The organism is Acinetobacter sp. P1(2025), assembly GCF_051390655.1.
In the GTDB taxonomy this organism is placed as follows: domain Bacteria; phylum Pseudomonadota; class Gammaproteobacteria; order Pseudomonadales; family Moraxellaceae; genus Acinetobacter; species Acinetobacter junii.
Map to the genome: position 1 here is coordinate 17,183 of NZ_JBPKBJ010000032.1, position 24,153 is coordinate 41,335.

The 24,153-nt window shown below is 41.3% G+C and carries 42 protein-coding genes and 2 pseudogenes; 9 read left to right on the forward strand and 35 right to left on the reverse strand.

All coding sequences use genetic code 11. The features are described 5' to 3' along the window. Window positions 1–10 precede the first annotated feature (10 nt). Together ACSC97_RS09720 and ACSC97_RS09725 are read right to left on the reverse strand one after the other, a co-directional pair. Window positions 11–844, reverse strand: coding sequence for a BRO-N domain-containing protein (locus ACSC97_RS09720; RefSeq protein WP_436660670.1), 834 nt, complete (start codon window positions 842–844; stop codon window positions 11–13). A 79-nt stretch (window positions 845–923) separates the two neighbouring features. Then, window positions 924–1,103 carry a hypothetical protein gene (locus ACSC97_RS09725; protein WP_004784370.1) on the reverse strand — a complete coding sequence of 60 codons (180 nt, stop codon included), beginning with the start codon at window positions 1,101–1,103 and terminating at the stop codon, window positions 924–926. Between the two features lie 134 nt (window positions 1,104–1,237). Here ACSC97_RS09725 and ACSC97_RS09730 point away from each other — a divergent pair, with 134 nt between their 5' ends. Continuing rightward, window positions 1,238–1,546, forward strand: coding sequence for an Arc family DNA-binding protein (locus tag ACSC97_RS09730; RefSeq protein WP_436660672.1), 309 nt, complete (start codon window positions 1,238–1,240; stop codon window positions 1,544–1,546). Here the strand turns inward: ACSC97_RS09730 and ACSC97_RS09735 are convergent. From ACSC97_RS09735 to ACSC97_RS09880, 30 genes and pseudogenes are all read right to left on the reverse strand, one after another. Next, a complete protein-coding gene (locus ACSC97_RS09735) occupies window positions 1,543–1,755 on the reverse strand; it encodes a hypothetical protein (protein WP_436660674.1) in 213 nt (70 codons plus the stop codon). The two genes, ACSC97_RS09730 and ACSC97_RS09735, sit on opposite strands and share 4 nt — an antisense overlap. Window positions 1,756–1,790: 35 nt before the next feature. After that, the gene (locus ACSC97_RS09740; RefSeq protein WP_436660676.1) at window positions 1,791–2,213 is read right to left on the reverse strand and encodes a phage tail assembly chaperone family protein, TAC; all 423 of its coding nucleotides are present in this window, start codon (window positions 2,211–2,213) and stop codon (window positions 1,791–1,793) included. Then, a complete protein-coding gene (locus tag ACSC97_RS09745) occupies window positions 2,206–2,691 on the reverse strand; it encodes a phage tail tube protein (RefSeq protein ID WP_436660678.1) in 486 nt (161 codons plus the stop codon). The genes ACSC97_RS09740 and ACSC97_RS09745 overlap by 8 nt, the downstream gene beginning before the upstream one ends. Before the next feature lie 78 nt (window positions 2,692–2,769). Continuing rightward, window positions 2,770–3,294 (reverse strand): Rha family transcriptional regulator, encoded by a 525-nt coding sequence (locus ACSC97_RS09750; protein ID WP_436660680.1) that lies wholly within the window; start codon window positions 3,292–3,294, stop codon window positions 2,770–2,772. A gap of 254 nt (window positions 3,295–3,548) precedes the next feature. After that, a pseudogene (gp17, locus tag ACSC97_RS09755) lies at window positions 3,549–3,917 on the reverse strand (tail completion protein gp17); the annotation flags it as partial. Beyond that, entirely contained in the window at window positions 3,914–4,372 is a 459-nt protein-coding gene (locus tag ACSC97_RS09760) for an HK97-gp10 family putative phage morphogenesis protein (RefSeq protein WP_436660681.1), read from the reverse strand. The pseudogene gp17 and the gene ACSC97_RS09760, both read right to left, overlap by 4 nt. A gap of 3 nt (window positions 4,373–4,375) precedes the next feature. Next, window positions 4,376–4,705: a phage head closure protein gene (locus ACSC97_RS09765; protein WP_436660683.1), complete on the reverse strand. Its 330-nt coding sequence runs from the start codon at window positions 4,703–4,705 to the stop codon at window positions 4,376–4,378. Beyond that, window positions 4,702–5,019: a head-tail connector protein gene (locus ACSC97_RS09770; RefSeq protein WP_436660685.1), complete on the reverse strand. Its 318-nt coding sequence runs from the start codon at window positions 5,017–5,019 to the stop codon at window positions 4,702–4,704. Before ACSC97_RS09770 ends, ACSC97_RS09765 begins: the two co-directional genes overlap by 4 nt. Then, window positions 4,970–5,272, reverse strand: coding sequence for a hypothetical protein (locus ACSC97_RS09775; RefSeq protein ID WP_436660687.1), 303 nt, complete (start codon window positions 5,270–5,272; stop codon window positions 4,970–4,972). Before ACSC97_RS09775 ends, ACSC97_RS09770 begins: the two co-directional genes overlap by 50 nt. 58 nt (window positions 5,273–5,330) lie before the next feature. Further along, the gene (locus ACSC97_RS09780) at window positions 5,331–6,527 is read right to left on the reverse strand and encodes a phage major capsid protein (protein WP_436660689.1); all 1,197 of its coding nucleotides are present in this window, start codon (window positions 6,525–6,527) and stop codon (window positions 5,331–5,333) included. 6 nt (window positions 6,528–6,533) lie between these two features. Further along, window positions 6,534–7,199 carry an HK97 family phage prohead protease gene (locus ACSC97_RS09785; protein WP_171509107.1) on the reverse strand — a complete coding sequence of 222 codons (666 nt, stop codon included), beginning with the start codon at window positions 7,197–7,199 and terminating at the stop codon, window positions 6,534–6,536. After that, window positions 7,177–8,406: a phage portal protein gene (locus ACSC97_RS09790; RefSeq protein WP_436660691.1), complete on the reverse strand. Its 1,230-nt coding sequence runs from the start codon at window positions 8,404–8,406 to the stop codon at window positions 7,177–7,179. The genes ACSC97_RS09785 and ACSC97_RS09790 overlap by 23 nt, the downstream gene beginning before the upstream one ends. Further along, window positions 8,406–10,127, reverse strand: coding sequence for a terminase large subunit (locus ACSC97_RS09795; protein ID WP_436660693.1), 1,722 nt, complete (start codon window positions 10,125–10,127; stop codon window positions 8,406–8,408). Before ACSC97_RS09795 ends, ACSC97_RS09790 begins: the two co-directional genes overlap by 1 nt. Window positions 10,128–10,139: 12 nt before the next feature. Beyond that, on the reverse strand, window positions 10,140–10,586 hold the full coding sequence (locus ACSC97_RS09800; protein WP_436660695.1) for a phage terminase small subunit P27 family: 447 nt from the start codon (window positions 10,584–10,586) through the stop codon (window positions 10,140–10,142). A 100-nt stretch (window positions 10,587–10,686) separates the two neighbouring features. Further along, window positions 10,687–10,989: an Acb2/Tad1 domain-containing protein gene (locus ACSC97_RS09805; protein ID WP_436660697.1), complete on the reverse strand. Its 303-nt coding sequence runs from the start codon at window positions 10,987–10,989 to the stop codon at window positions 10,687–10,689. Then, a complete protein-coding gene (locus ACSC97_RS09810) occupies window positions 10,982–11,341 on the reverse strand; it encodes an HNH endonuclease (protein WP_436660699.1) in 360 nt (119 codons plus the stop codon). The genes ACSC97_RS09805 and ACSC97_RS09810 overlap by 8 nt, the downstream gene beginning before the upstream one ends. A gap of 5 nt (window positions 11,342–11,346) precedes the next feature. Beyond that, window positions 11,347–11,544, reverse strand: coding sequence for a hypothetical protein (locus ACSC97_RS09815; RefSeq protein WP_436660740.1), 198 nt, complete (start codon window positions 11,542–11,544; stop codon window positions 11,347–11,349). 34 nt (window positions 11,545–11,578) lie between these two features. Then, window positions 11,579–11,752 (reverse strand): hypothetical protein, encoded by a 174-nt coding sequence (locus ACSC97_RS09820; protein WP_436660701.1) that lies wholly within the window; start codon window positions 11,750–11,752, stop codon window positions 11,579–11,581. A 58-nt stretch (window positions 11,753–11,810) separates the two neighbouring features. Next, complete coding sequence (locus tag ACSC97_RS09825; protein WP_436660703.1) at window positions 11,811–12,209, reverse strand: hypothetical protein; 399 nt, start codon at window positions 12,207–12,209, stop codon at window positions 11,811–11,813. Between the two features lie 115 nt (window positions 12,210–12,324). Next, window positions 12,325–12,714: a hypothetical protein gene (locus ACSC97_RS09830; RefSeq protein WP_436660705.1), complete on the reverse strand. Its 390-nt coding sequence runs from the start codon at window positions 12,712–12,714 to the stop codon at window positions 12,325–12,327. Between the two features lie 215 nt (window positions 12,715–12,929). After that, window positions 12,930–13,040: pseudogene (locus ACSC97_RS09835) on the reverse strand. Between the two features lie 205 nt (window positions 13,041–13,245). Further along, window positions 13,246–13,659 carry an antiterminator Q family protein gene (locus ACSC97_RS09840; RefSeq protein ID WP_078390420.1) on the reverse strand — a complete coding sequence of 138 codons (414 nt, stop codon included), beginning with the start codon at window positions 13,657–13,659 and terminating at the stop codon, window positions 13,246–13,248. 10 nt (window positions 13,660–13,669) lie between these two features. Beyond that, the gene (locus tag ACSC97_RS09845) at window positions 13,670–14,104 is read right to left on the reverse strand and encodes a hypothetical protein (protein WP_436660707.1); all 435 of its coding nucleotides are present in this window, start codon (window positions 14,102–14,104) and stop codon (window positions 13,670–13,672) included. Further along, window positions 14,097–14,459, reverse strand: a complete 363-nt coding sequence (locus ACSC97_RS09850; RefSeq protein ID WP_436660709.1) for a hypothetical protein — start codon at window positions 14,457–14,459, stop codon at window positions 14,097–14,099. The genes ACSC97_RS09845 and ACSC97_RS09850 overlap by 8 nt, the downstream gene beginning before the upstream one ends. Next, entirely contained in the window at window positions 14,456–14,719 is a 264-nt protein-coding gene (locus ACSC97_RS09855) for a hypothetical protein (RefSeq protein ID WP_078388967.1), read from the reverse strand. Before ACSC97_RS09855 ends, ACSC97_RS09850 begins: the two co-directional genes overlap by 4 nt. Continuing rightward, entirely contained in the window at window positions 14,716–15,324 is a 609-nt protein-coding gene (locus ACSC97_RS09860; protein ID WP_436660712.1) for a restriction endonuclease, read from the reverse strand. Before ACSC97_RS09860 ends, ACSC97_RS09855 begins: the two co-directional genes overlap by 4 nt. Further along, window positions 15,321–16,199, reverse strand: a complete 879-nt coding sequence (locus ACSC97_RS09865) for a hypothetical protein (RefSeq protein WP_436660714.1) — start codon at window positions 16,197–16,199, stop codon at window positions 15,321–15,323. Before ACSC97_RS09865 ends, ACSC97_RS09860 begins: the two co-directional genes overlap by 4 nt. Beyond that, window positions 16,196–16,933 (reverse strand): phage antirepressor KilAC domain-containing protein, encoded by a 738-nt coding sequence (locus ACSC97_RS09870; RefSeq protein WP_436660716.1) that lies wholly within the window; start codon window positions 16,931–16,933, stop codon window positions 16,196–16,198. The genes ACSC97_RS09865 and ACSC97_RS09870 overlap by 4 nt, the downstream gene beginning before the upstream one ends. A gap of 48 nt (window positions 16,934–16,981) precedes the next feature. Then, a complete protein-coding gene (locus ACSC97_RS09875; protein WP_062034564.1) occupies window positions 16,982–17,482 on the reverse strand; it encodes a phage regulatory CII family protein in 501 nt (166 codons plus the stop codon). Window positions 17,483–17,540: 58 nt separating this feature from the next. Further along, window positions 17,541–17,735 (reverse strand): helix-turn-helix domain-containing protein, encoded by a 195-nt coding sequence (locus ACSC97_RS09880; RefSeq protein ID WP_063454636.1) that lies wholly within the window; start codon window positions 17,733–17,735, stop codon window positions 17,541–17,543. Window positions 17,736–17,851: 116 nt separating this feature from the next. Between ACSC97_RS09880 and ACSC97_RS09885 the strand changes: the two genes are divergently transcribed. The 8 genes from ACSC97_RS09885 (at window position 17,852) to ACSC97_RS09920 (ending at window position 21,154) form a co-directional block, all read left to right on the forward strand. Next, window positions 17,852–18,541 (forward strand): LexA family protein, encoded by a 690-nt coding sequence (locus ACSC97_RS09885; RefSeq protein ID WP_436660719.1) that lies wholly within the window; start codon window positions 17,852–17,854, stop codon window positions 18,539–18,541. An 11-nt stretch (window positions 18,542–18,552) separates the two neighbouring features. Beyond that, on the forward strand, window positions 18,553–18,861 hold the full coding sequence (locus ACSC97_RS09890; protein ID WP_224466548.1) for a hypothetical protein: 309 nt from the start codon (window positions 18,553–18,555) through the stop codon (window positions 18,859–18,861). A 260-nt stretch (window positions 18,862–19,121) separates the two neighbouring features. Next, entirely contained in the window at window positions 19,122–19,382 is a 261-nt protein-coding gene (locus ACSC97_RS09895) for a hypothetical protein (protein ID WP_436660721.1), read from the forward strand. A gap of 71 nt (window positions 19,383–19,453) precedes the next feature. Next, the gene (locus ACSC97_RS09900; RefSeq protein WP_436660723.1) at window positions 19,454–19,915 is read left to right on the forward strand and encodes a hypothetical protein; all 462 of its coding nucleotides are present in this window, start codon (window positions 19,454–19,456) and stop codon (window positions 19,913–19,915) included. Beyond that, the gene (locus ACSC97_RS09905; protein WP_436660725.1) at window positions 19,915–20,298 is read left to right on the forward strand and encodes a hypothetical protein; all 384 of its coding nucleotides are present in this window, start codon (window positions 19,915–19,917) and stop codon (window positions 20,296–20,298) included. The genes ACSC97_RS09900 and ACSC97_RS09905 overlap by 1 nt, the downstream gene beginning before the upstream one ends. Next, the gene (locus ACSC97_RS09910) at window positions 20,298–20,705 is read left to right on the forward strand and encodes a hypothetical protein (protein ID WP_436660727.1); all 408 of its coding nucleotides are present in this window, start codon (window positions 20,298–20,300) and stop codon (window positions 20,703–20,705) included. Before ACSC97_RS09905 ends, ACSC97_RS09910 begins: the two co-directional genes overlap by 1 nt. A 2-nt stretch (window positions 20,706–20,707) precedes the next feature. Continuing rightward, the gene (locus ACSC97_RS09915) at window positions 20,708–20,872 is read left to right on the forward strand and encodes a hypothetical protein (protein ID WP_436660729.1); all 165 of its coding nucleotides are present in this window, start codon (window positions 20,708–20,710) and stop codon (window positions 20,870–20,872) included. Beyond that, window positions 20,873–21,154 carry a hypothetical protein gene (locus tag ACSC97_RS09920; protein WP_436660731.1) on the forward strand — a complete coding sequence of 94 codons (282 nt, stop codon included), beginning with the start codon at window positions 20,873–20,875 and terminating at the stop codon, window positions 21,152–21,154. Window positions 21,155–21,188: 34 nt separating this feature from the next. Here the strand turns inward: ACSC97_RS09920 and ACSC97_RS09925 are convergent, their stop codons facing one another. The 3 genes from ACSC97_RS09925 to ACSC97_RS09935 all read right to left on the reverse strand — a co-directional run bounded on the left by ACSC97_RS09925 (window position 21,189) and on the right by ACSC97_RS09935 (window position 23,928). Further along, window positions 21,189–22,178, reverse strand: coding sequence for a hypothetical protein (locus ACSC97_RS09925; protein WP_120402423.1), 990 nt, complete (start codon window positions 22,176–22,178; stop codon window positions 21,189–21,191). A gap of 4 nt (window positions 22,179–22,182) precedes the next feature. Beyond that, window positions 22,183–22,701, reverse strand: coding sequence for a Panacea domain-containing protein (locus ACSC97_RS09930; RefSeq protein ID WP_120402422.1), 519 nt, complete (start codon window positions 22,699–22,701; stop codon window positions 22,183–22,185). 216 nt (window positions 22,702–22,917) lie between these two features. Next, window positions 22,918–23,928: a tyrosine-type recombinase/integrase gene (locus tag ACSC97_RS09935; protein WP_436660734.1), complete on the reverse strand. Its 1,011-nt coding sequence runs from the start codon at window positions 23,926–23,928 to the stop codon at window positions 22,918–22,920. Window positions 23,929–24,153: the final 225 nt, after the last annotated feature.

Below are 24,153 nucleotides of genomic sequence, written 5' to 3' on the forward strand. Positions count from 1 at the left end.
TGGTCTTGTTTTATTTGCGCTTGTAATCTAATGCCATGCGCTCAGTGCAACTTAGATGCCATTGATAATATTCAGATCGCTCACGCTGTCTTTTTAAATCATCTTTATCTATAAAGTGGAATGCAAACATTGCCCCATCAGTAAAATGATCATGTACAGCCGCAGCCATATTGGGGCTAAGTGCTCTAAGTGGCTCACCAAACTGCCTCCACCACTCTCGAATCCAAAGCATATGCCATGCTAAACCTTGAACATTATTGTGATAATTTTTATCTATTTGGATTAAATTATCTTGCTTGGTTGAAACCTTAGCCTTTAATTCCATTGTCTCTAGATAATGCACCGCCTCGGAAAAATGAATTGCCAAAAGCTCTGCATAACGTGGAATTTTAAAGTATCGATTATGACGCGCCCACATTTCAGCAAAGATTTTACGTTCACCCTGTGATCGACGAGCCACAATTTCATGAAGCAAGGCTTGTTGTTCTGGTGAAATGGATTGGCGACTTTCAAGCTGTTTAGTAACGACTTCACGATCCAGCACATCCAAAACCCATTTGCGGAATTGTTTGGCGATTGCCGTTCTTGAAAGCATTGCTATTAAATGACAGCCGCGCAAAGAAAACACTCGAACCTCACGAGCTTGACCCTGCAACGTCAATTTGACGTTACGGGTCATACTTCCTGTGAATTCATCTGAGTTGCGCTCAAAAATCTTATTGACTGCATCTTCACGCGAATAACCTAGAGCTTGACCAAGCTCACGTGAAGTAATCCATGCTTGATTGTCCTGCTGAACAGGTGTGAAATTTACATCGTTAAAACTTAATGCTAAACTAGACATGTGTTTTACATCCTTTGTGATGGCAACTGAACCTTGCGAAATGTGGTAGTGGAGCAAGGTTTTTTTGTGCCTGTTGATTTCATGCTTTCGCACTCTCTATTTCATTTTTCATTTGCTTAACCGCATGGTTAATCAAATAATTCACTGGTCTTTCATACTCCTGACCGAGCTCTTTAAGCCAATCCATTAATTCAGGTTCAATTCGAAGATTGTACTGAATCTTGGTTCGCTCACCTTTTGGTTTTGTGGGTAATTCCATCTCAAACTCCTATGATGGGTGATCTTAACAATAATAGCCACTGGCTATATCTGGATAATAATACCCATTGGCTAGGATTGTCAATATGCACTGGCTACTATTATTATGTTTTTTATTTGCGGTATATGGTCATAATGAGTAGCAAGCACTTAAATGCACAATACAATTTGCGCTGGCCCGATGAATTAAAAGAAAAAATTGCTCAATCAGCCAAAGAGCACAATCGCTCTATGAATGCGGATATTGTTGCTCGCCTAGAGCAGAGTTTCTCAGCACCTGAAACTACACAGTCTTTACTTGAAGAGGCAGTAATGCTTACACTCAAGGCTGTAAAAGATGATCCAAGCCTGCTGAATAATCCAAAAGTATCTACCAAATATGTGGTCGACAATAATGCTGAGAAAGACACAGTTGAGTTTATAAGCAAAAACAAAGCACCCTAAGGTGCTTTTTTCTTAATAGCTTGCATACGCTGCTCTTCAAAAGTTAGCTCTGGAATTGTTTCATGCGGCATAAAGATACGAGCATCAACACGCTTGTCTTCTTCAACCTTGCCATTGAAATAAAGCGCGTATAGATTACCCGCACCCTGTTCTATGCGACGACCCATATTAAATGAGCCGTATTTATTGCGATAGTGACTCCAAAACATAAACTCCTTGTAAGTCATATTTCTTTTAGCTTCAGCTATTGTTCTTCCGCCGACCCCATTAAGGACGAGTTCTGCCCAGAGCTCTTCTTCATGGCTGATTCCTTTCCCAGTTTTTCTGCATACTCCTGCAATGCTTTAAGCCCAGAAACCTCGGCAAAGATTTCATTCGCAAGAGACTGCGTAAAGTTTTCCTCAATCTGTTCTGGCGTAAAAATCAATTCATCCTTTTCATCAACCAGCGCAAGAGATATCCAATCAGCAATAACTCCCTTATCGCGGCTATTCAATCGACGATGCAAGTCTTCTGTTTTAGCAAAGGGAAGTTGCTTAATACGAACCTCTACAGATTCTATCTGCCCATTATGATAAAACTTTACGACTGCATTACGGACTTCACCAACAAGAGCGCCTGATCCAATAGATTTAATATCAAATTTTTTAGCCTTTGTTTTAGCCACCTGTCACCACCTTAAACTCATCAGTTACTTCGGTTTGGCGCTTCATTGGCACGGTATGGTTTACCAGAGCATCAGCATCAAATACTGGTGAACCTTTACGCAGAATTGCGCGGAAAGATGACCATGTGCGAGTAGTCGGCAATGTGACATCGCTACCACTAATTGTTGGCGGAACATCACCATCAGACCAGCCTACATATACACCAACTTCAGCGCGATCTGCTGCAAGCTCAAGTAATTTCATGTGTGAAAGGTTTTTAGGATCGGTATCAATCTGGATTGAACCTTCACCCGGTGTAGTTAAACCCCAAACCGATGTTGCTGTTTTTGGCTCTTCCAGACAGGTTGTGCTGATTTCGGTGGTGCTGTCATCGCCCATTACAAAGGCTTTGACGCAATCCATCTTTGTGAGTGTTGGAGTATCGCCATGTAAAATCCATACATGCGTACCCTGAGATAAAACACCTTTCTTCGCCATGAGTAGCTACTCCTCAATTTTAGGCATAAAAAAAGCCACCGAGTGGTGGCATTGGTTTTGGTTAGATTTAAAATCTGATCAAGATGATTGGAAGAATGGCAGTGATGGCTGCAATTCACTTTCTAATTGCGCTATTTCATCATCAAGCGGATGCTTTTCTTGTTTCCACACATTCATATCTCTGGCTGAACAACTGACTTGCTGCTTTCGACTATTGCGATAACCGACAATATGGTTATATCGCGCCCACTTAGACTGAAAGACTTGGGTTAATTGGCTTGCCATCCAGTTGAAGGCATCAATAAATTGCTCTTTTACTGCATCAGCCTTCTCGCCATTAAAGCCCATCACCAGAAACATCCACCCATCTTTAGTCATTTGATAAAATTTTCTAGGCTTTCCGTTCTGTAACTTGTTGTTTTCAAAGCAAAGCGCAAAATTGCGTTCACGGAATTTCTGTGAGCACTTCATATTTTTAATTGCTCGAAGCACATCAGAGTGTCTTTTTTTGAATGCTTCCGCTACTGCATAACTGGTTGTCTTTGGTTCACCATTTTCATTTGAGACCATGGCGCGTAAATTTAATGTTGTCATCATGTTCATAAGATTTCCTCTTATATGCTCATGTTCAAAAAAAAGAAACTGGCAGGCACGTTGAACATGGAAACGCGCTTTTCGAACCGTCGTTCTAGCCAGTGGTTTGCCTGAAAACAGGCATAAAAAAAGCACCCGGTTGGGTGCTATGTGGAAATTTCCATTTAAACTAAATCAAAATCTTTACCAATCATCACTTCTTGCGAGCCAATAAAGAGCCTTGATTTTTCAATGTAACTATAAATTTTCGCAGATCTGTCTATTCGATCTAAAAACCAATTCGCATCAAAGCCGCGACCAAAAATATTAGTGTCAGCTCTGCGCTCAAAATGGTTTGGGTGAAAGTTGGTGATATAACAGTGCGGCTCTAAAGCCATTCTGATTGCTGCCCGAATATCCGATGCTCTTTTCTGATCGGTGTCGTAAACCACGATTTGGAATGAAACATGATCGGTATTGGCTGGGCAATCCAAGTGGTTTTCAGGATTTGCCGTGACTACCGACCAGACTGCATAGGGGTGTGGTGTTTTGTGTGGTGCAATGTCTTCAAATACTCTTAAAGGATTGGTGCCGAGCAATTCTTTCACATCAATACTGGCATTGAGCACCGGAACTACAGGTAAAATGTTCATAATTTTGCGAGTTCCTTGTCAATTTCTTTATTGAAATTTTCAGCAAAGCTATTGGTCACGGCTTGAATGTTGTTTTGCAGTGCTGGGCGTAAAAATGGAGTTGGTGGATTGTGCACAGAGCCAAATTCTAACCAACGCCAGTGACGCGTATCACCACCGCTTGTATTGGGTGGATTTGGATTGGAAAATGAAGCACCACCGCGCACACCGACACGCATCACCACTTCATTCTGGTTTCGTGTTTTCCCTGCGGCAATTGCAATATTTTTCCAAATCTTTTCGCTTGTTTGCGGGTCATCAATCCCTTTTGCTGCATTGCGAGCACTATCTCGCACAATCGCCATGGCTTTGCGGGCAGATCGCCTTGCAGCATTCTTCATCAAGCGAGGATTGCCAAGTCTTTTCAGCTTTCCCTGAACCTCATCCAATCCTTCAATATTGAATTCTACCGACATGGCTTACTCCACTAAAGACAACTCCAGCGTCATATAAATACGACTGTTTTCATTGTCTGGCTTGGGTGGCGAAACAATCTGGAATGTCTGACCATCAAATAAAACACGCATGCCGGTATCAATATCTTTACGCTTGCGCAGTTTTAGCCGTGCTGAGGTTTCTGATCCTGCGACTTTCGCTGTTAGAGAGTCTTTCACTGAAAGGAAGTCAATCTTCCCCCATAGCTTTTTAAACTCAGCCCAAGCTTCGGTTTCATAGTTGTATTCATCATAGACTATGGTTTTTTGCTGAATCGTCACACGATGGCATAGTTCGCCTGCTGCTAACGTCATACATTCACCCATCGATGTCTTTTCCAGAGCCAGTCTGTGGCCATTGGTAATTCAGTTCCAGTACCGACCGTTTCCCGATTTTTATACCAATGCCCAATCAGGAGATAAGCCCCTTGAGTGATTGAGTCAGAAACATAAATCCCATTCAAAACATCATCTGGAATGGTCGAACCGGCAGCATACAGTTTTCGGTTTGTTGATTGCTCAAATGCATCAAAAGCCGCTCCAATCAATGATTCAATCAGCGAATCTTCATCATCATGATCAATCCGCAGATTTAACTTCACTTGTGCCAGTGTTAGAAACTGTGTCATTTACTTTACCTTTTGTGCGCGGCTTCAACTTGGTTGGCTCAGGCTCAGGCTCAGGCTCAGGCTCAGGCTCAGGCTCAGGCTCGGGCTCAGGAAGGGTATTTGTCTGGACCATCTCTGCAACACCTAACTGATTTACAGCAACATCTGCGATGCGATCGTCCACTTCATGTTCACCAGGTTCAATCTCAATTACCTGATTGCCGTTATCCACAGCAACCTTAAATGATTCTTTAACATCAATAATTGGTGGCATTTCTATTACTCCAAAAAAATAAGACCCTCACATTGAGGGCCTTATATTTAAAAACCGATTACAGCGATAAAGTCAGCACTTTAATCGCATTTGAATCCGTCAACATGCCGCCGACGCGCTTGGTTGTGTAGAAACCAACATACGGCTTATTGGTGAACGGGTCGCGCAAAGTACGAGTGCCCATGCGATCCACGATGGTATAACCGCGCTTGAAATCACCGAACAGGATTGCATTTGCATCAGCAGCTGCATCTGGCATGTCTTCATTTTCTTCAATGCCATAACCAAGCAAAGCCGAAGGTTGTCCTTGTTGCAAGCCGGGCTGCCACAAGTAATTGCCATCCGAGTCTTTTAGCTTTCGAGCTTTTGAAACGGTCAAGCCATTCATCATGAATGCCGCATTTTGACGATATCCACTCTTGAGCGAGTAAATAAGATCGATCAGGTTGTCGCTCGTAAACCCACCAGCCACGCCTGAAACCAATTTTTGTAACTGACCGAAAGTTCGTGTTTTATCGCCAGCGGTTGCCAGTGTTGCCGCTAGAATGCCTTTTGGTTTGTTTGTGCCGTTACCGGTCAGAAAGGATTCGCCTTCTTTTTCAGCAAACTCACGCGCCACTTCATCAGCCAACCACTGCTCGACATTAAAGAAAACATCATCAAGCGATTGCTGTGTTGCTTGTGGATTGGCATAAATCTCACCCATGGTTGCAGCGATCTGCACCATGGTCGGTGTGCCGGTAGCAGGACGAGCATTAGTTTCACCCACCCAACCAGAGCCAGCACCACCAAGATTCACCAGTTTTTTATAGTCTGATGTACCAATAGTGATAGAGTTACACACACGGCGCATTGGGCTTTCGTTGCGCATCAATTCAATTAATGTGCGATCAAGTTCTTCTGGTACCGCATAACCACCATCCGCATCGACTGCAACCTGAACTGCTTTTTGTTGCAGATCAGCAAGACCATCATCAGTGCCTTTGCGTAAGAACTGTAAAAACGCTTTTTTGTGCGCTTCAACTTCACCTTTTGGTGCACCAGGGCGTTTTGAAGATTTAATCTCTTTCTCAAGATCAGCCTTCAACTTGTCAATTTCACCTAGCTTTTCATTTAGCTGGTTGGTTTTTTCTTCAAGCTTGCCTTTTTCAGCTTTAATTGCCTCAAGTTCTTTATCGTTTGATTTTTTGAACTCTTCAAACGCACCCTTTAATTCCTTGGCAACTTCGCCAATATCTTTTTCATCAATAGCCATGAGTATTTAACCTCTTAAAAATGCTGTTAAGTCTTTGAGTGATTGCAGTGCTTCGCTTTGGCTTTCAGCATCTCGCTGAGAATCAACCGCACCATAGCCTTTAGCCATAAAAGCCTTGGCTTGTGAACGAGAAAACCCAACATCGCGCAGGGTACGCTCTACCTTACTTGGTGAAGGGGTTTCACCCTTCTGTAGCATCGATTTCACATCCGAAATACGTGCATCATCATTTGCGGGCATAGTCACCAGTGACACCTCCCACAAATCAATTTCTTTTAATAAATAGACCCCTTTAGCAGAGTCATATTCCCAATCTTTCAGAATGAATCCAATCGACAATCCGCCTAGACTTCCAGCCTTTGCATGAGCATAAGCACGCTTGGCCAGCGGATCATCGTTAATCAGCAAACGACCTTTCACATAAAGCCCGTGCTCATCTTCTTTGATTTCTGTATAGATACCGATAGGCTCTGACATTTTGTGCTGCCATAGCATCGAGGGCAGCCGGCCTTTTTCAGCCCATAAAGAAAGGGACTTCTCAAAAGCCCCTTTTACCACCACATCCGAATAACTGTCCTCGACACCAAAAACCGAGCCATAGCCTTCAAATTCACCCGTTTCAGATAGAGATTTAATCTTTAGTGGGACATCAAGGCGCTGCTTTGTCTGCATCATTTTCCCCTTCAGGATTTGTTGTCATATTCATCGGTGTCAAGTAAATGTCACCACCTTCACGCGGGTTTAAATCTTCCAGTTCGCGGCAGTCATTTGGGCTTAAAATACCCCACTGAATACCCTTTCCATAAGATTCGTATCGGCCTTTCAGGTCGCCACGAAGCAATGCGCCGGCGTTAAATTTCGCATAGTAGGCTTTGCGGTCCTGCTCATTCAGCAAGCCGACCTTGATCCGCGACTCAATACGAGTCATATATGGCACTAGTGAGTAATTCACAAAACTCATGCCCATGTGCTCAATATTATTGAGTGTCATTTTTTCCAGATTAGCCACCAAGTGCGGCGGCACCCGGAACAGACCGCAAATCTCAGTAGCCTGATATTGTCTGGTTTGCAAAAATTGAGAGTCTTCCAAATTCAGAGCAGTAGGCTTCCACTTTAAACCCTGCTCAAGAATCATCGGCTTATAGGTATTCGCAAGGCCAGTATGGTTTTCTGTAAACTCTGTCTTGAGTCGCATGAAAGCATCATCCGTGAGCGTTTCTTCTGTCTCCAGCACGCCTGACGTTACAGCGCCATTTTTAAATAATCTTGAGCCATGGTCCTCGGTATCCAATCCAAGACCAATACACTTTCTGGCATATGCGATTGGATTTAATCCGTGCATACCATCCAGAGTGAACAGACGTACATGCCAGATATCGTCTTGCGACAAGATTCTTGTGCCACCACTTTTAAAATTGACATGATATTCAATAGTCCAGTCGTCATTCAGTTTTGGTGTAACTGCCCCCGGGTCAATTGGCAGCAACTCCACCACTTCGCCTAGTGCATAAACCTTGTAAGCATAGAAGTTTCCTCGCAAACAAAGGCATACCATGAGCAACTCCCAAAACTCCTGAGCAGTCATGTAGTCGTTTGGTGCTACATAAAGCAGATCATGCAATCTGTGATTCTCTGCCGGGTTTTTGTTGCGCCCATCTTTTTTATACAAACGGCACGGCAACATACCCATTGACTCAGACAGCACGCGAACACAAGTAAAAACCGTTGTTAGTTGCATAGCAGTGAATGGAGTTACCGGGCAACCAACGCCTGTCACATGCTCAGCACCAAATATTCGCGCCAAATCATCAGGGCTAGAAATAACTTGGGGAGCTGACTTGAATCCAAGCAGCTCCCCAATTTTTGTTTTTAAGTTCATTACAATTTCCTAATCCCGTGTCTTTCAAGATGGTTTGACAGTGTTTGCTCTTCAGGATTGCTGTTTAAGGTTAGAATTCGACTTACGCCCATCAAGGCTGCAACAGCGCCATCGATTTTCTTAAATGACTTCTCCTTGTGGGGAAAGTCGGTATCATTTGCACCCTTTTTAGAAACCACATTACCCACCATCCAGGACAAAATTGGATTACCGTCATGATGAAAACGGCCAGCTGCAATTGCTGCTTCCACTTCCTTCATAGCAGGTGAAAAGGTTTTGGTAATTTTTGGGATTTTTATAGATGTGTACCCGGCATCATCAATTGTTTTTGCGATCTGGAAGCCGCCCCACTCATCATAAGGGACCTCTTTCACTTTTAAGTTTTCAGCATCAGCTGTAATGTCGTCGGCAATTTCATTTAAATCATTCTCGAATCCATCACAAACCGTTAATAGGTCCTGATTAAGCCACTTTTGATAGCGCTCTGTTACCTGCTTTTCCTCGCCGTTATAAACAGTGTCGTACGGCAGATAAAACCTTGGTGCGATGCTGTAATAGTGAATCTTCCCCTCAATGATTCGATAAAACAGATTAATGCGTGCTGCGATATCAATCTTTGAGGATAAATCCACGCAGATCATGCAGGGATCATTTCTAAAATCATCAATATCTAAGGTGGTGTCTTTGCATTTACTCCACTGCTCCATATTGAAGAAAGCAGATTTTGCAGACACCCATACATTTAAGTGCTTTGTCTTAAAAGTGTTTTGCTTTGATGCACTCTGAATCGCTCTTTTTTGTTGCGACTCAAGGTAGTCACCATAAACAGAAACGTTGTAATTGGGGTTTGCCTTGGCTAATACCTTGGGATCCGTCCAGTCATCACCCTCATCAATGGTCCAGATGAAACCAAATAGCTCATCATCTGGTACCGTACCGAGCAGCATTTCTTGAACACGTATGCGCAGGTCATAACATGGGCCTTCAATATTGAATCCGGCCGTTGTAATTGTAAAAATTAAAGGCTGTCTGCGTGCCCCCATACCAGTCTGCATCGTGTCATATAGTGCTGACGTTGCATGCTCATGGTATTCATCAACCACAGCGCAATGTGGTGACTGGCCATCTGGTGGATCACCAATAATTGGTTCAAACAGAGATCCATCTTCAGGAATTTCCAGACTACCGGCATTAACAAGAATACCCGCAGCCTCAATAAACTCTGGGGATCGGATAGCCATGAGTCTGGCAGGTTTAAATACCTCCCAGGCTTGCTTCTCAGTAGTAGCACCGGCATAAACCTCTGAGCCAAACTCACCATCATTGGCAAACATGTTGAGAGCAACACCAGCTGCAATCGCAGACTTGCCATTTTTACGTGGCACCTCCCAATAGCTTTCGCGAAATCGGCGGTATCCGTCTTTTTTACGAACCCACCCGAACGTGCAGGCGATTCCAAACTTCTGCCAAGGCTCAAGCGATATTTTCATGCGCTTCATTGCCCACTCACCCTTGGTATGGGGTAGCAGCTCAATAAAGGCGATCTTCTTTTCAGCTAATTTAGGGTCAAATTTGTATAAAAATTCTTTCTTTTTCTGGTTTTTTAGGTCATTTAAATGCTTTTCACAGGCTAATTTTACCCATTTACATGCAGGAATCTTACCTGTAACGACTTGCTTGGCCCACTTATTTGCAATGTCTACATTCGGGAAAGCCGCCATTCAGTAACCTCTCTACATATTCAACACCTCTGCAAATGAATTTTTCTTAGGTTTCCCGCCACCACCTGTCAGCCGTTGGCGTGATGCTGGATCAAGCCCTAACATTGCCCCGAATTGAGCCATTTGTTTTGATGCTTCATTTACTACAGTTATGGCTGGATTCTTTGATCGACCCATTGCTGTTTCAATTGTTACACCGTTCAAAACCACTTCCTGCTGGGCTTCCCGTAGATTGTTGTAAGCAATACAAAACATTTCGATGTTGTGCAGATCAGTAATTTTTAAAATTTTTCTTGAGAGTAATTCCTTAACAATTGTTCGCCACATGGATGGGGCATAACTCATCTCTTCCATATAAGTAGGTACATCGATGTCGTAAACTTTCTCAAAATCAGTATCGCCAGTGACTTTTACTTTTGGTTTTCGACCCGCGCCAGCTACTGCATTCACACCACCCATGTCAACACCCTAAATTTTTAATTTCGCTCACGTAAAAATGTGACTAACAGGGCGGTCATTTAGGCAAAAGCCCTGAACTTTTTACCCACCCCCTCCCTATTTAAAAGCTTGTAGGCTGGGCAACGGCGCGAACTAAGTACATCAAACCAGTTTGAAAGTCTGTCTTTGCCATAGCAGCGAAGCGCTCTGGTGTTGCAGCATCAAGGCGACGATCTTCCTCTACATCTAGCACCTGCATATTTGCATCGCATCGACAGTTATATCGTTGGGTCGCAATGTGCTTTTGAACCTTTTCAATCACAGCTTGAACTTGCGGGCCAATCGCTTTGATTTCATTCATCAAGTTGATTTCTTCTTGAGATAAATCGCGATAGCCTTTGATTTTTTGATGTTGGTTATCCATTTTGTTTTCCTTCGTTTGCTGTCTTCTCTCTATGACATGACACACACAGCGACTGCAGGTTGTCTGGGTCATCTGTACCACCATGAGCCTTAGCCTTGATGTGATCGACATCGGTAGCAGCAACAACGCGGCCATCAACGGCGCATTTCACACAGAGATAGTTATCACGCTTCAATATGCTTTCACGCAACTTACGCCATGCATGGCCATAGCCACGCTCAGTAGTTGATCCTGTTCGGTCTACACGTCGACCCCAGCCACTGCGCTTATGCGAATGCTCATCACAATAGCCTTGCTGCTTGGGCGACTTGGTTAGGTGTGGACAGCAAAACTCACGGCATGGTCTACTCATATCCATCAATCCAAGTAAGGCGACTTAGGTTGCTCATCCTCACCACCTTCCAATTGAATCAATAGCTCATTGATCTGAGCATTCTGTTCATTGTTGATCTGAATGAGTTGATTGTTTTGCTGAATCAGTTGGTTGTTCTGCTCGATTAGCTCGAGGAGTAAGTCGTTCGATACACAAACGCATTCTTTCTTTTGATCGCTCATATCGAGTCGCTCTTGATCACTTGTACCCACGGCGCTATCTCCGACTTAAATTGATTTGAATGTTCTTCATGCGAGTACGGATGTTTGCCATTACTTCATCAATAACCATCATCTGTTTGCTATTCATGAATGCTCGACTTAGGTTCTGGTACTTCACCAGTTCATCATGCAATTCATTTAGATTCTTTTGGGCTTCTTTAACATCCATACGCACCACCTAAAAACAAAAAACCCCATCAAATGACGGGGTTTTCATATCAGTAAAATTAATTTTGCATTAAGTAGATTTCTATCTCTTCTTTACTGAATTCAATTGGCTCGAGCTCAATTATTTCAGATGGCATATGCACACCATTATTTACACTACCAATTGTTGTTCTGGTTTTTGGAACCTTGTAGCTATCCCAAGATCCATCACTATGGAATCTTTGCGCAGCTTTTCTGACATCGGAGTCTTCAGCAAATTTAATGTAATCTGGAGTTAAAACCACAATTACATTAGCTCCCCATAAATGCCTTGGGGCTGCATCATATAAATTTAAACCACCGGCCATCTCATCCAATTCGCCGTAAAAGCTATTGCTTATAAAAATAACATTAGGATCTCTTCTGTATTTATCGATATATGCATTTCTCGCTTGGTTTAATTTTTGTCTTAAGTCCACTGCTGCGCCCAATTAGTATTTATATTTAACGATAATAAGCGATTAAATAAGAAAAGAAAAACCCCTCAACATCTAGAATGCGAGGGGCTTTGTTTGCCGTAATACGTCCGGCGAATTATTTAGGTAACTTCAAATCAACATCAGGAATGATAACGCTTGGTCTGAAATCAACTTTGTACTGGTAGGTACTGACACCTTTGCTATTTAGCTGCTCGGAAAAGTAAGTCACATTGTCAGAAATGCCTAGTGAATGCTTTTTAAATTCCGTATCGCTGGTCTTGCAGGTCACATCAACCTTTCGATCACTAACAGCTTCAAAGGCACACTTTCCTTCAATCGTTAGAACATAGTCACCAGTAACACCGTTATAAAAAACGATTCGTCGATCTAATTGGAAGTTGTCTGCTGCATGGGATAGGTTGCGTGAAGCAACTTGAGCATCACGCGAACAACCAACGAGTGCTGTTGCGCACATCAAACCGGCTGCTAATAATTTAATTTTCATTGCTTCACTTTTCTCCGGGCATTAAAAAAGCCCGATCAAATTAATGAGCAGGCTTATATTTTTGATTTTGTATTATTCAACTTCTTTCAAACAATCCCGACACACTTTGATTTCTTCATCATCAACTGTGTAATCGATCTCAGTCGCACCATGCAGGCCGAATAAACAGAATATAAATTGGAGCATGCGGATCTCCTTTGATTTTAAAGATGGGGTGAATACGGCAGGAGTTGAACCCGCGCGAAGAGTGTCTTAACCGTGATCTCATACATACGACTGCTATCTCGTATTAGAAAGCCGCTCTAACCAACTGAGCTACGCTATTCACCCCTCTTTAGAATCTGGGTGGCGGCATTAAATTTTAAACCACTACGAATAAAGTTAAGCCGCCATTGGGTGCCTTGATATTGCTTTCACGGAACATTTCTCAAGGCATTAAAAAAGCCCATGTTTGAATGAGCTTTTAAATTATTGGTGAGTACATAACAACTTGCCACCATACACCAAATCTAAACAAACATGGCTGCCAAGTCAATCGCTTAGCACTTCGATTTTTCCATCCAAATACGCTAAACCCTTTTCCACTTCCGCTCTGACCTTGGCGCGACTACATCTATGCGCATTTGCAATTGTTTGATCGGACCAATCATTCTCAAATTTTAGGATTAAGAACCATGCGCGTTCAGCTAAATATTCACGAGAGTCGTTATGCATCTTTGCTAATAGCTGACTGACCTCTACCGCCTCAATATCGTTAATTTCACATGGCATTGAGGTTTTGCTTGATCTAATCCGCTGTTTGTCGTTTTTATCAATGAGTATGGCCAACGGATTCGCTGAAACATCTGATTTAGTGGATCTCACCCAAAGTCCATATTGTTCAAGCCACTGATAGGCTGAACGCTTCGACCAATCCATTAGTTTCGTTTTCACTACTGCATTCATCCTATTTCCCTTAAACCTTCCAAAATCTTTTAAAAACCAACATTGCTGCATCACGCGCATGCTCATTCGTACATTCAATCCAGCCGGTGCGCTTTTTAAATAAATCGGCCTTTGTTTTGGTTGCATTGGCTGCTGGATGAATCATTAAGTAATTCAACCCTTGCTCCTTACACCAATCTTCCCAAATCTGTGCATCACGCTTTACTGATCCAACACCTTGGGCTTTCTCACGTCCACCAGTGAACCAGGTGCGCTGCCGAGCATCTTCAATAAATAAACAGACGTTTTCTTTTCCATAGTGCACAACAAACTCAAGCGTTCGACTCATGGCTTGAGTAATCGTTAAGGATCTAACTTCAAATAATTCACCGCCATTGCCTTTGTCTTCTGCCACGGCGTAGCCTGTGTTTACACCTGTGTCGATGCCAATGAGATACTTAGTCATTCAATACAAACTCCCCATCACCCTTGCAAAAACAAACATAGCCAACTTGAACAGTTAAATTGCGGTACCCGATGCCTTTGTCAAAATCAAAAAGCTTATCGCCGTGTATAAATCTCAAGTTTTTAAAGAATGGTTGTGCTGTAAAAAATGCTTCAAACTCTTCAGTACGATCTACTAGTTGGATAACCTCCACATCACCAGTAAAGCAACTAAAAGGCGTTCCATCATCCAAACGCCCATATACACGACCATCTTCAACACGATCCAATACACCGTACCCAGTGAAGCGTTTGCCTGAATAAATTGTTGCTGATTCACTTACGAAATCTACTTTTACGCGATCGCCTTTATTCATCCCTTCACCTCAAATAACTGTTTAGCTTTACCACTCAGGTAATATCGATTTTCTAGGCCTTCACTGTGTTTTGCATACAGAAGCCCCATCTGAACCAAATTTTTTAAATAGCGCTGTACAGCACGTTTCGTCACCTGCGGCATTACCTGTAGCTGTATTTCTGATGCTGTTGCTACTGATGTGTTTTTAACAACTAAAAGAACATCGATTCCACGCTCTAGCACGGCGGCGCTATTGAGCTTTGAAAATGCTTGATTCACACTTCACCCCCAACACGATTATAAGTCTTCCCCAATGTCGCCAATAATTCAGGTGGGCAAGGAACACAACTACGATTTCGATCATGGTTATCGAGCTGCTTTGGAGCCTTAGGCTTCACCCACATTTCTTGAGTCTTGCCACTCGCCTTAGCACGGCGTAGGTAATCCATATAAATATCTTTGAAAGCGAAATGAGCTGATTTTTGCCCTTCTGCTGTCAGTACATGGCGAACCTCATCAAGTACACGCTTGGTCAGCGTTGTGATCTTCGTTTGTGGATCTGATTCAAACTGCATGGCCTTTGCCCACGCCATATCAGCAGTCCACCAATCACCGCCCTGTTCACACCAGCTGCGGAATGTCGGTAAATTCTTCGGGCACCACTCTTCAGAGTTCATCCGCGTCAAACCGCGTGCGATATCTGCTGGGGTTAGGCCATTTAGGACTGTGCATGCCAATTGGCGAAGTTCTTCATCCGCATAAACTTCAAAGTTTTTCGTGAATGCTGATCCGTAAAGATCACTCATGCGCTGAAGAACCATGTCCGCTACTTCAACTGGGAAATCAATCGCAAATGCTTGCTCAAATAATTGGATATTGCTCATGCGCACTCTCCTTGAACATCACGCATTGGCGCTGGTTGATTTGCTTGGCTGCCAAAACGACGGCGCTCCAAAGGTTGTTGAGCTGGTGCTTGTGGTTGCGAAGTGCGGTTTTGATCGTTGAAATACCACTGTGCCTCAAATGCTGCCCAAGGTTTTTGACGGTTTAAGCAATACTCGATGCCTTGAGCAAACGTTAAATTTGCTTTTGCAATTTGGCTTTCAAGAAGTTTGAATGCACGTTCGGTATTCACCCCGCCTTTTGCCTTACGAACCTGCATAAATTCAGTTGCAGTTTTTTCAGATACACCGTTTTCGATCAACGTAGATTTGAAATCAAATTTGTTTGGTTTCTTGCTTGCACCAGTACTTAAATCTTTTGAAGTAATCTCTGTTGTAATCTCTGAAGTAATATTGTGTATAACGGATGTGCTTTTAGCTTCACCGCGGGTAAATGATTCCTCCACCCCAGAATGTTGTTTTACTTCACCCCCGAATGTAGGATTTCGAGTTCGGGAATTTGCTGTTTCACTTTCGCTGTTTTGGTCAGAATTAATACACTTTTCAAACCATTCATCGAATGCATCAATGTTTAATTTGAAGTACAGCTTATGCTCTAAGCGCTTCTCTGTTTCGCTCAAAATACCCAAATCTTTAAGCAATTTACGGGCAGTTTTTTGGTGACTGTAAGTAAGACCAGTTTCTTTATGCCATTCTTCAGATGTCTTATATACACCCAATTCACAATCGGTTTTGTCGTGCCAATATACAAGCTGGCTTAGGAATATACCCGCCAACGGATTACCCAGGTAAATGCCGAGCTGCGGGAAGTATGCAATCGCTCTACCCAGCCCTTTTAGTGTTGAATAGTGACTCATGCTACAAAATCTCCCTTCATGCGTGATTTCTCTACAAGACCTGTGATTCGTGTTAAACCAAAAGCAGTAACACGCATATGCAAAAACACGCGCTCTTGGCCGTCGTGATGATTTTTGATAACTGGTGATGTGCGATTTGAAAACACACCATTTAACGCGTACTGAGCCATTGGCTGTAATTTTTTGGATGCATCTCGGTACACCCATTTCTTATCAATGAGCAACTGAATAAGCTCTGATTCCTTAATGCCAATCGTTTTTGCACATTCACGAATGCAATATGTATTGCTTGTATCAGCAATCGTGTCTAAAGCCTGCGCTTTAGGTGCTAACACGGCGACATGGTCCTTAAGCGCTTGGTTTTCTTGTTCAGCAGCCAAGGCCAACTGGATTAGTTCCATTCGACTGAGTTCGACAGGCTTTGCAGCTTGGCTTTCCAACTCATACCAACGCTTTACCAGGAGCGCCGTGAATTGAGGGCAAAGCTGTGCAACCACGGTAATGCTGTCTAATTTCCCTTGCTCACCGCTAAAAACGTATGCATCAGAGAAGCGGTTAGGGCTAAGTGACTGTTTGTTTTCAACTTTCGCCATTGGCGGTAGTTGAATTACATCCTTATTGGCTAATCGCTCAATAGAAAGCTTCACATTGCGAGGTTCTGTATGAACAATCTGAGCAATTTCAATGTGATTGATTGAACCAGCAATCGTATGTGGTATAATTGGCATATTCATAAAGATTTACCCTCTGAATTGAATACTGAAAAAGCCTGATCTCAACTCTCAGGCTTTTTCTCTTTTTAAAGCTGACAAATATTTTCCAGCCTCTTTTTCTAAAGCCACACGTAAACCGCGCAGGTTTGCTTCCATCTCTTCCAAGATTTGAACTGTGTCTGCCAATTCCGACGGCGTTACAACACCATCCGCCATAACATCTGCAATATGCTGATTCACATGACCGTTATTGATATTGATTTGAAGAAGACGCTCTAAAACACTCACCTGATGTTCTTTTTCTTCAGCTTGGTTTGCCGGTACACACATCAATCCCAATTTATGCGCCCATGCTTTCACTAATGCTGGATTGCGAGTAAATGTCATCATTGATTCGATGGCTTTCACTGTTGGTAAATGCTGATCCATATTCGTGTTTGCATAATTCAGAACAGTTTTATGAGAAACCCCGAGCACCTGAGCAATGTCTTTAGGCTCGATGCCTGCTGTGTTATGAATCATTGTGTGTAAAGCATTTTTTGCTTCACGGCTTAGCGTTAGTTCGCTCATATGTGAATCCTTGAATTTATTCACGTTTACCTATTTGTTGGAATTCGTGAAAATGAGGTTATTGTGCTAATGGCTGTGCAGAAAGTTTCTCAATCACCAAGTCGAGAGCCTTGCCTTTTTCGTACTGCACACTTTGCTGGGTGTCTTTTAAAATTCGTGAAACTGAACTTTGATTGATTCCAGTTTCATCACTAATTTTTTGCTGTGTGTAGCCGTGCGCGTGTAGAAACTGAATTTTCTCTTTAAGAGTCATTACTAATTACCTGTAACTTCATTTTCATTATTTTATGCATGTTTGCATAACTGTCAATGCATAAGTGAGTTATTTCTTTTTAATTATGCTTTTCCGCATAAAATAGGGGTTAAATGATGGTTGACATTGCTATGAGCTATATAAGATCCAATATCGATTACTTCCTTGATAAGCACAGAACAAATCCAAATGATCTTGAGCAAAAGAATCCAAGGATTAAACAATCTACGCTTTTCCGAATTCAAAGCGGGGCTACAAAAGATCCGCGCAGGTCTACGCTTGAACCATTTGCTGAGTGGGCAGGAGTTTCTGTAAGCGACCTATTTGAAAAAGATTTTCGTCAATTAGGTAGCTCCACAGGATTTGATAACAATGTTGATCTATCGCAAAAAATCCCATTAGAAGGTCGCCCTATTCCTGTTATTTCATGGGTTGCGGCAGGCTCACTTTCTTCAATTGAGACCGTTTTAAAAGACACTGAAATTGATGAATGGCTTCCACCAAATAAAGACTGTGGAAAAAGTGGTTACGGCTTAAAAGTTACTGGCATGTCAATGTCACCTTACTTTCTTCCAGATGACCGTATTTATGTGAATCCAGAGGTACAAACTTTTGATTTGCAAACTGGCGATCTAGTCATCATTGCTTGCTATGGAGAAACTGAAGCAACTTTTAAGAAATTAATTATTGAAGGTGATAACAAGTACTTACAGCCATTAAACCCTAATTGGCCAGAGCAGATTATTAAACTCAGTGAAGACTGCCGATTGGTTGGTAAGGTTGTTGGTTTATATAGAAAAATCTAATTGGGTTACAAATGATTGAAAAGATAAAAAAGTGGTGGAATGGGAAAGATATTTTTCATGAAAATAAACCCAGTGATCCTGTAATTTTTATTGGTTGGAGTAATAAAAAACACTGGACATCATCCTTGCTTCACTGGATTGTTTCTCTTTTTACCAATCCAGAAAGAAGATCAGCCTTCTTGGCAGCATTGGCATTTATCACTTTTATTTTTATGATTTTGAAGTATTTCACCCACACTGATTCCGAACAATATTCCACATATCCAAAGACTGAAAATAGAGAGGCTAGTGCCCCAATCAACAAACCTGTAAATCAATAGAAATATGCCAGATTGAATAACTAGCATTAACGTTAGAAATTTGTTCATTGTGTACCTACTTCCACCCCTGCGGTGGGTTTCTCATTTCTGTAACATACCTTTATTACTATTGAATCAAGGTCACATCGAAGGATGGCCTGTAATAACAAAGTAGAGCCATACTAACCTCGCATGCGCGGGGTTTTCTTTTGTCTATTAAACCATGATTAAAAAAATAATGCACATTTGCATAATTTGGTATTGCATTAAATAATGCAAATATGCATAATTTATTCACACACCAACCCAATGTGAGTAAACCAAAAATGGAAATCCAAAACTTACGCCTTCAACTTCTCCACATCGCTAATGGCAATGTAAAAGCCGCGAAAGAAATGGAAAACTACGTATTAGGCGAATCAACCGTTCATGCTGAAACGCATACTGTAGAAGCAAATGAAGGCAATCGTGATGAAGATTGCGGCTGTTTTATTTGTTGTATGCGCAAAGCTATCGAGGAAGGTGGCGTGAAATTTAATTAAATCCACAGACATTAAAAAGCCCTGATTACTTTGCACGGCGATCAGGGCTTCTCACTTACATGAGGTAGATTATGGAACAAAACACAATTCAAAGCAATTCAGCTCTGCATTTCGGCAAAGTTGTTTTTGCATCATGGACAGCAGCTAGCCTTTTAGTTGTTGGAATAGCATGGGCAGTTTCATCTTGTGATTACCAAACAGCTCACTCAAGCCAACCTTCAATTGCGAACGTAACTCCAAGCTACTACGGCGTTATGACACTCAAACTTACATCTGACATTACTGGTGAAGCTGTTATCAATCTTGACGGCTTTCGTGTACCAGTGAAATTCGTATTTGATAAACATCCTGATAGCTACGACGTACCTGGTTCGGAATTCACCGCAGTTGAAATAATCAATCTTGAAATTGGTCAAATCACTGATGCCAATGGCAACAACTATAAAGACTTCACGATCTACGATGATCATCGAAACATCAATGCTCAACTAGCTGCATACATTGAAAAGAATAAATTGGCGGAGGCGATCTGATGGAAAATAATAAATTGTGGTGCATAGGAATCTGTCCTGAAGATGATAGTACTCATGAGCAATCACCTGCTGCATCAAAAGAAATTGCTGAACGTGCTTTGGCTCGCTACAGAGCAATGACTAAAGCTGAAGGTAATGAGTTCATGATTGAGTCATTTGATGAGTATTTTCAGGTTCAAGAGTGGGAAGGTACAGCCGAAGAACACCAGAAACAAATGTTTTATACAGAAGACTGGTTTAAAGAACCGATGTACCAGTGCAAAAACATGCAGCAGGCTGAACAAGCATTCAAGTACGGTGAAATCGTGCACTGCTACAAAGATGGTGTTGAGTTAATTACTTCTGATTTTGATGAAGCTAAGCGCTTCTATGAGGTGGCGTGATGGATATTTCAGAAAAACAAGCTGTATGGCGTGAACAAAAAACTTTATTTGAAGCTGAGTTCATTCACTCTCACCTTCTCCCGTTTTTCAACTTTAATGAAAATACGGGTGATTATGAAATCAAAAGTGAGTGTGTAAACAACACTGATGATGAGGATCGAAAAGTTGCTTACGAAGCTTTAAATACTGGTTGGGTTATGTGGTTACGTGCAAAACGTGATGCCAAAGCCCAAGCGGTACCGGAAGGTTTTGTTTTAGTACCGAAAGAACCAACTGAGGCAATGATCCAAAGAGGCACTAAAGCCAATTCTGAATGCCTTAATGAAAATGCACCACTGGGAGAGAGATTATTCCGACACCCTGCTCTTCAAGTTTATCAAGCTATGGTAAGTGAATCGGGAGAATAAAATTGAGTGATATTCAAAAACCACTTGAGCCTTATGAAGACGGCGATATCGATCAGCAAGTAAACCTGATGGACCAATTCATTGAAAGCGGTGAATTCAATAAAACTCTAAATGATTTTTTCGGGTTACCTGAATCAGTAGTCCAAAGCTTAAAGGAGGTGTCTTAAATGGGAATTTTTCAAATCACCGTACAAGGTGAAGCACCTCAATTATTTGTAGGTTCTGAGGTTGGCGGTGCAAAGATCGTATCGATCAAGGATGTAAGCCCAAAACTGGTATCAGCTGCTGAACTGGCTCAATATTATGGCGTTAGTGTGGATGCCGTCCGTGACCGCTGTGCTGAGATCAACAAAGGTACTCGCGGTAAATGTCTTTATGATCCAGAGCAGGCAAACTTGATTTTGACTGCTAAGCCTGTGGCCAAACGTGGGCGAGCAAGGAAGAACTGATATTGATAACTAAGCCCCTATTGGGGCTTTAACTTTATTCACTTTTATCTTTATCTGCATTTTTATCATTTGCATGATTAGATACAGTAATTTTTTCTACAACAGTAACTTCTTTGTTTTGGCTTTCAAGCTTTGATTTATCGGCTGGTTTATTATTTTCTGCAGCCATTGGTAGATTTTTAGTGGTGGTTTCCTTCGTAATAGTAAATAAGCTTTCCTTATTAACGCTGTACATACCACACATACTAATAAGTAAAATTAAGAGAAAGAAAGACACTGCTTTTGTATAAAAGTCCCATGTCCAAGGCTTATACCAATAGCATTCTACAGCAGTCACATTGTCTTCTTTATTATGCTTCTCTAAAACCCTTTTTAAATTACTCATCGAGTTAATCCACTTCACCATCATATTTAATAGTGTCAGCAGACAAATCATTAGGAGAGCAATGATAAAGGTTAAGTATGGCCACCTGGAGTTAACTTCTAAGAGTTTTACTGTAGACCCTATTAAGTTTACACCACCAAATAAAGTAAAAATGATCGAAGCAAAGATACCTAGAATAGAAATATAGTTTGCAATCGTTGATTTGGCTTGTGCATCTGCTTCATTTGCTAAATCTTCGGCTTTTTTAGCAATATCTAAAGCATCTTTTGAAGCTTTTTGAATAAATTGCTTTTGTATAAATGCTAATTCAATATGATGTGTGAATTTTTCGTAGCATTTAAGAAGATGTTCGAAATCATTACTACTGTTCTTGTATTTATCAACTAATACCTCTTTAACCGTGTTAGCGAAGCTATCTAAGGTATTAGACTGAATTTCATTAATATTACTTTCAAATATTCTTACTGATATTTCTTTATAAGGTAGATTATAAAATGTTTCACGATTTGTTTTTTGAACAAAGTCTGCTTCAAATAAACTAAATAGATATGCAGCTTTATCAACGATATCATTCTTATGGAATGAGGCAGAATCCAAGTGCAAATCTATTAGTATAATCTTAGCTTGTTCAAAGTTCATTTATTCAAATATCCTTCGCTTGTTTTAGCTCAGACATTGAATAAGTTAGGTTTTGAGTTCCTGAATTAATTTCAGGCTCATATCTACTCCAGGCATTTTCCTCATGAGTCATTTCAACTAGATCAAAAGCCTTTCTAGAAATTAATTTTTCAATTATAGGGTCTGCAATTTCAACAAATTTTTTATCAGATAAAAATAACCCCTCTTTAAAATCTCGTTTATGTATACCAAACGGAGCATCTGATGACTCTTCAATAAGAGACTTAGGTTTACTTATATGATAAATATTTGCCGATTTGAACTCTCTATACACTTCTTTAACCACTGGTCCATATTGCCATTTTTGAAATGGCTCATCAAACAACAATACTTCGTGCTTTTTTAAATAATTAGCAGCAACATAGTATAAAATTTTTTGAAGTTTTAGAGGAGTTAATCCTCCTAATGGGGATTCCTGATCTTTGTTAACATACCAAATAATATAGTTAGCAATATCCATCGCTATATATTTTTTATTATCCATATCACACCTCACATAAAATACTTAACTCAACAGAACTTAGCAGGAAAAAACTAAGGATTAACATTGTCGAAAATCAGTGGCGGTATGCATTTTAAATTCCTTATTTCGGGTACAGCAAAAGACAAGATCAACCTTGCCCATAGCCAAATTATAGCATTTGCTATAATTAAACAATAGCGTGAAACATAAAAGTTCCACACTTGAGCTTATTTTTTATTACGCATCCATCATATCTGCAATATCTTCAACATCCGGGTTGTAGTAAGTATTCACCAGGACTTTAATATTTTTATGACCTGTCACCTTGGCCAGAACTTCTACCGGTAATTTCTGGTTATTCACAAAGCGAGTAATGGCTTCATGGCGTGTGTCATGGAAATGAATATCTGCCAACCCTACCCTCTCCTTTCTACGCTCCCACATTAACCGAAAGGCATTCTCAGACTGTGGAATCAACTTATCACCTTCATGATCGATCAGATCCAGTAAAGCTAAAGCCTTTTTCGTCAATGGCACATTACGAGCATCACCGTTTTTGGTTTTTGGTAAATGCACATGCCGATCATAAATTTCAGACATTTTAATGCCAAGGATTTCACCACGGCGCATCGCTGTTTCCAATGCAAATAAAAATGCCCAGGCAACATAATGTTCGGGAAGTGTGGGCACCTGGCCATGCCTATACCCTAACCCTTCAATAATTAAATCAATCTCATCATCCCGGATACGGCGATTACGTGCCTTAGGCTTGGCAGGCTTCTTAATCCCCATCCATGGATTGTTATCCAATAGAAATAGCTCTTTGACTGCATAGCTAAAAACTGATGAGTACAGCGCAATTTCACGCAGCACTGTATTTGCACCAACTTCTTTTAATCGCTTATTACGCCAGGCTGTTAAATGCTTCGGTGTAATGTCATGGATGGACATTTCTGCAAGCGCACCAAATTTCTCATCAAACGGACCTAACTGTTCTTTGACGTATTTGGATCCGCGAAGCTTCCGGCCCTGCTCATCATAGTATTTATGAAAAAGTGTTTTGAATGGGTAGTGTTGTTTTATGCCCTGATCTTCAGCCAGCTGATTTGCCTTTGATTCAAGTAATTTTTGTGCCGCCCACTGCTCACATTCTTTTACGGTATCTCTGGTTGCAGAATATGTTTTCCCCGCAATCATAATTTTTATTCGATAGCTTTCACCGCGCTTGATCGGCTTAGGTAATTTCATTGGTCTAAACTCAAAAATCTTGGTCTAATCTTGGTCTAAATTAAACTGCATTATCGGCAAAAAGTAGCGATTATAAAGATAGTGCTGTTAATGGTAGACTTTATTTAAGACAACAAAAAAGGGCTTTAAGCTACTGTTTTCGCTTAAAACCCTTATAACATAACGTTTAGAATATTGGTAGGTATAAGCAGACTCGAACTGCTGACCTCTACGATGTCAACGTAG

What these genes read in the sequence shown, in the direction of transcription:
- ACSC97_RS09885 (WP_436660719.1), top strand. Translation starts at nt 17,852, where the DNA reads ATGGTTGACATTGCTATGAGCTATATAAGATCCAATATCGATTACTTC.
- ACSC97_RS09730 (WP_436660672.1), top strand. Translation starts at nt 1,238, where the DNA reads ATGAGTAGCAAGCACTTAAATGCACAATACAATTTGCGCTGGCCCGAT.
- ACSC97_RS09725 (WP_004784370.1), bottom strand. Translation starts at nt 1,103, where the DNA reads ATGGAATTACCCACAAAACCAAAAGGTGAGCGAACCAAGATTCAGTAC.
- ACSC97_RS09875 (WP_062034564.1), bottom strand. Translation starts at nt 17,482, where the DNA reads ATGAGCGAACTAACGCTAAGCCGTGAAGCAAAAAATGCTTTACACACA.
- ACSC97_RS09760 (WP_436660681.1), bottom strand. Translation starts at nt 4,372, where the DNA reads ATGTCGGTAGAATTCAATATTGAAGGATTGGATGAGGTTCAGGGAAAG.
- ACSC97_RS09865 (WP_436660714.1), bottom strand. Translation starts at nt 16,199, where the DNA reads ATGAGTCACTATTCAACACTAAAAGGGCTGGGTAGAGCGATTGCATAC.
- ACSC97_RS09750 (WP_436660680.1), bottom strand. Translation starts at nt 3,294, where the DNA reads ATGAACATGATGACAACATTAAATTTACGCGCCATGGTCTCAAATGAA.
- ACSC97_RS09805 (WP_436660697.1), bottom strand. Translation starts at nt 10,989, where the DNA reads ATGGATAACCAACATCAAAAAATCAAAGGCTATCGCGATTTATCTCAA.
- ACSC97_RS09870 (WP_436660716.1), bottom strand. Translation starts at nt 16,933, where the DNA reads ATGAATATGCCAATTATACCACATACGATTGCTGGTTCAATCAATCAC.
- ACSC97_RS09780 (WP_436660689.1), bottom strand. Translation starts at nt 6,527, where the DNA reads ATGGCTATTGATGAAAAAGATATTGGCGAAGTTGCCAAGGAATTAAAG.
- ACSC97_RS09790 (WP_436660691.1), bottom strand. Translation starts at nt 8,406, where the DNA reads ATGAACTTAAAAACAAAAATTGGGGAGCTGCTTGGATTCAAGTCAGCT.
- ACSC97_RS09830 (WP_436660705.1), bottom strand. Translation starts at nt 12,714, where the DNA reads ATGAAAATTAAATTATTAGCAGCCGGTTTGATGTGCGCAACAGCACTC.
- ACSC97_RS09850 (WP_436660709.1), bottom strand. Translation starts at nt 14,459, where the DNA reads ATGAATAAAGGCGATCGCGTAAAAGTAGATTTCGTAAGTGAATCAGCA.
- ACSC97_RS09770 (WP_436660685.1), bottom strand. Translation starts at nt 5,019, where the DNA reads ATGACACAGTTTCTAACACTGGCACAAGTGAAGTTAAATCTGCGGATT.
- ACSC97_RS09890 (WP_224466548.1), top strand. Translation starts at nt 18,553, where the DNA reads ATGATTGAAAAGATAAAAAAGTGGTGGAATGGGAAAGATATTTTTCAT.
- ACSC97_RS09880 (WP_063454636.1), bottom strand. Translation starts at nt 17,735, where the DNA reads ATGACTCTTAAAGAGAAAATTCAGTTTCTACACGCGCACGGCTACACA.
- ACSC97_RS09910 (WP_436660727.1), top strand. Translation starts at nt 20,298, where the DNA reads ATGGATATTTCAGAAAAACAAGCTGTATGGCGTGAACAAAAAACTTTA.
- ACSC97_RS09815 (WP_436660740.1), bottom strand. Translation starts at nt 11,544, where the DNA reads ATGAGCGATCAAAAGAAAGAATGCGTTTGTGTATCGAACGACTTACTC.
- ACSC97_RS09775 (WP_436660687.1), bottom strand. Translation starts at nt 5,272, where the DNA reads ATGCCACCAATTATTGATGTTAAAGAATCATTTAAGGTTGCTGTGGAT.
- ACSC97_RS09905 (WP_436660725.1), top strand. Translation starts at nt 19,915, where the DNA reads ATGGAAAATAATAAATTGTGGTGCATAGGAATCTGTCCTGAAGATGAT.
- ACSC97_RS09935 (WP_436660734.1), bottom strand. Translation starts at nt 23,928, where the DNA reads ATGAAATTACCTAAGCCGATCAAGCGCGGTGAAAGCTATCGAATAAAA.
- ACSC97_RS09895 (WP_436660721.1), top strand. Translation starts at nt 19,122, where the DNA reads ATGCATAATTTATTCACACACCAACCCAATGTGAGTAAACCAAAAATG.
- ACSC97_RS09735 (WP_436660674.1), bottom strand. Translation starts at nt 1,755, where the DNA reads ATGTTTTGGAGTCACTATCGCAATAAATACGGCTCATTTAATATGGGT.
- ACSC97_RS09785 (WP_171509107.1), bottom strand. Translation starts at nt 7,199, where the DNA reads ATGCAGACAAAGCAGCGCCTTGATGTCCCACTAAAGATTAAATCTCTA.
- ACSC97_RS09845 (WP_436660707.1), bottom strand. Translation starts at nt 14,104, where the DNA reads ATGACTAAGTATCTCATTGGCATCGACACAGGTGTAAACACAGGCTAC.
- ACSC97_RS09795 (WP_436660693.1), bottom strand. Translation starts at nt 10,127, where the DNA reads ATGGCGGCTTTCCCGAATGTAGACATTGCAAATAAGTGGGCCAAGCAA.
- ACSC97_RS09925 (WP_120402423.1), bottom strand. Translation starts at nt 22,178, where the DNA reads ATGAACTTTGAACAAGCTAAGATTATACTAATAGATTTGCACTTGGAT.
- ACSC97_RS09720 (WP_436660670.1), bottom strand. Translation starts at nt 844, where the DNA reads ATGTCTAGTTTAGCATTAAGTTTTAACGATGTAAATTTCACACCTGTT.
- ACSC97_RS09765 (WP_436660683.1), bottom strand. Translation starts at nt 4,705, where the DNA reads ATGACGTTAGCAGCAGGCGAACTATGCCATCGTGTGACGATTCAGCAA.
- ACSC97_RS09745 (WP_436660678.1), bottom strand. Translation starts at nt 2,691, where the DNA reads ATGGCGAAGAAAGGTGTTTTATCTCAGGGTACGCATGTATGGATTTTA.
- ACSC97_RS09930 (WP_120402422.1), bottom strand. Translation starts at nt 22,701, where the DNA reads ATGGATAATAAAAAATATATAGCGATGGATATTGCTAACTATATTATT.
- ACSC97_RS09920 (WP_436660731.1), top strand. Translation starts at nt 20,873, where the DNA reads ATGGGAATTTTTCAAATCACCGTACAAGGTGAAGCACCTCAATTATTT.
- ACSC97_RS09840 (WP_078390420.1), bottom strand. Translation starts at nt 13,659, where the DNA reads ATGAATGCAGTAGTGAAAACGAAACTAATGGATTGGTCGAAGCGTTCA.
- ACSC97_RS09900 (WP_436660723.1), top strand. Translation starts at nt 19,454, where the DNA reads ATGGAACAAAACACAATTCAAAGCAATTCAGCTCTGCATTTCGGCAAA.
- ACSC97_RS09800 (WP_436660695.1), bottom strand. Translation starts at nt 10,586, where the DNA reads ATGGGTGGTGTGAATGCAGTAGCTGGCGCGGGTCGAAAACCAAAAGTA.
- ACSC97_RS09810 (WP_436660699.1), bottom strand. Translation starts at nt 11,341, where the DNA reads ATGAGTAGACCATGCCGTGAGTTTTGCTGTCCACACCTAACCAAGTCG.
- ACSC97_RS09860 (WP_436660712.1), bottom strand. Translation starts at nt 15,324, where the DNA reads ATGAGCAATATCCAATTATTTGAGCAAGCATTTGCGATTGATTTCCCA.
- ACSC97_RS09820 (WP_436660701.1), bottom strand. Translation starts at nt 11,752, where the DNA reads ATGGATGTTAAAGAAGCCCAAAAGAATCTAAATGAATTGCATGATGAA.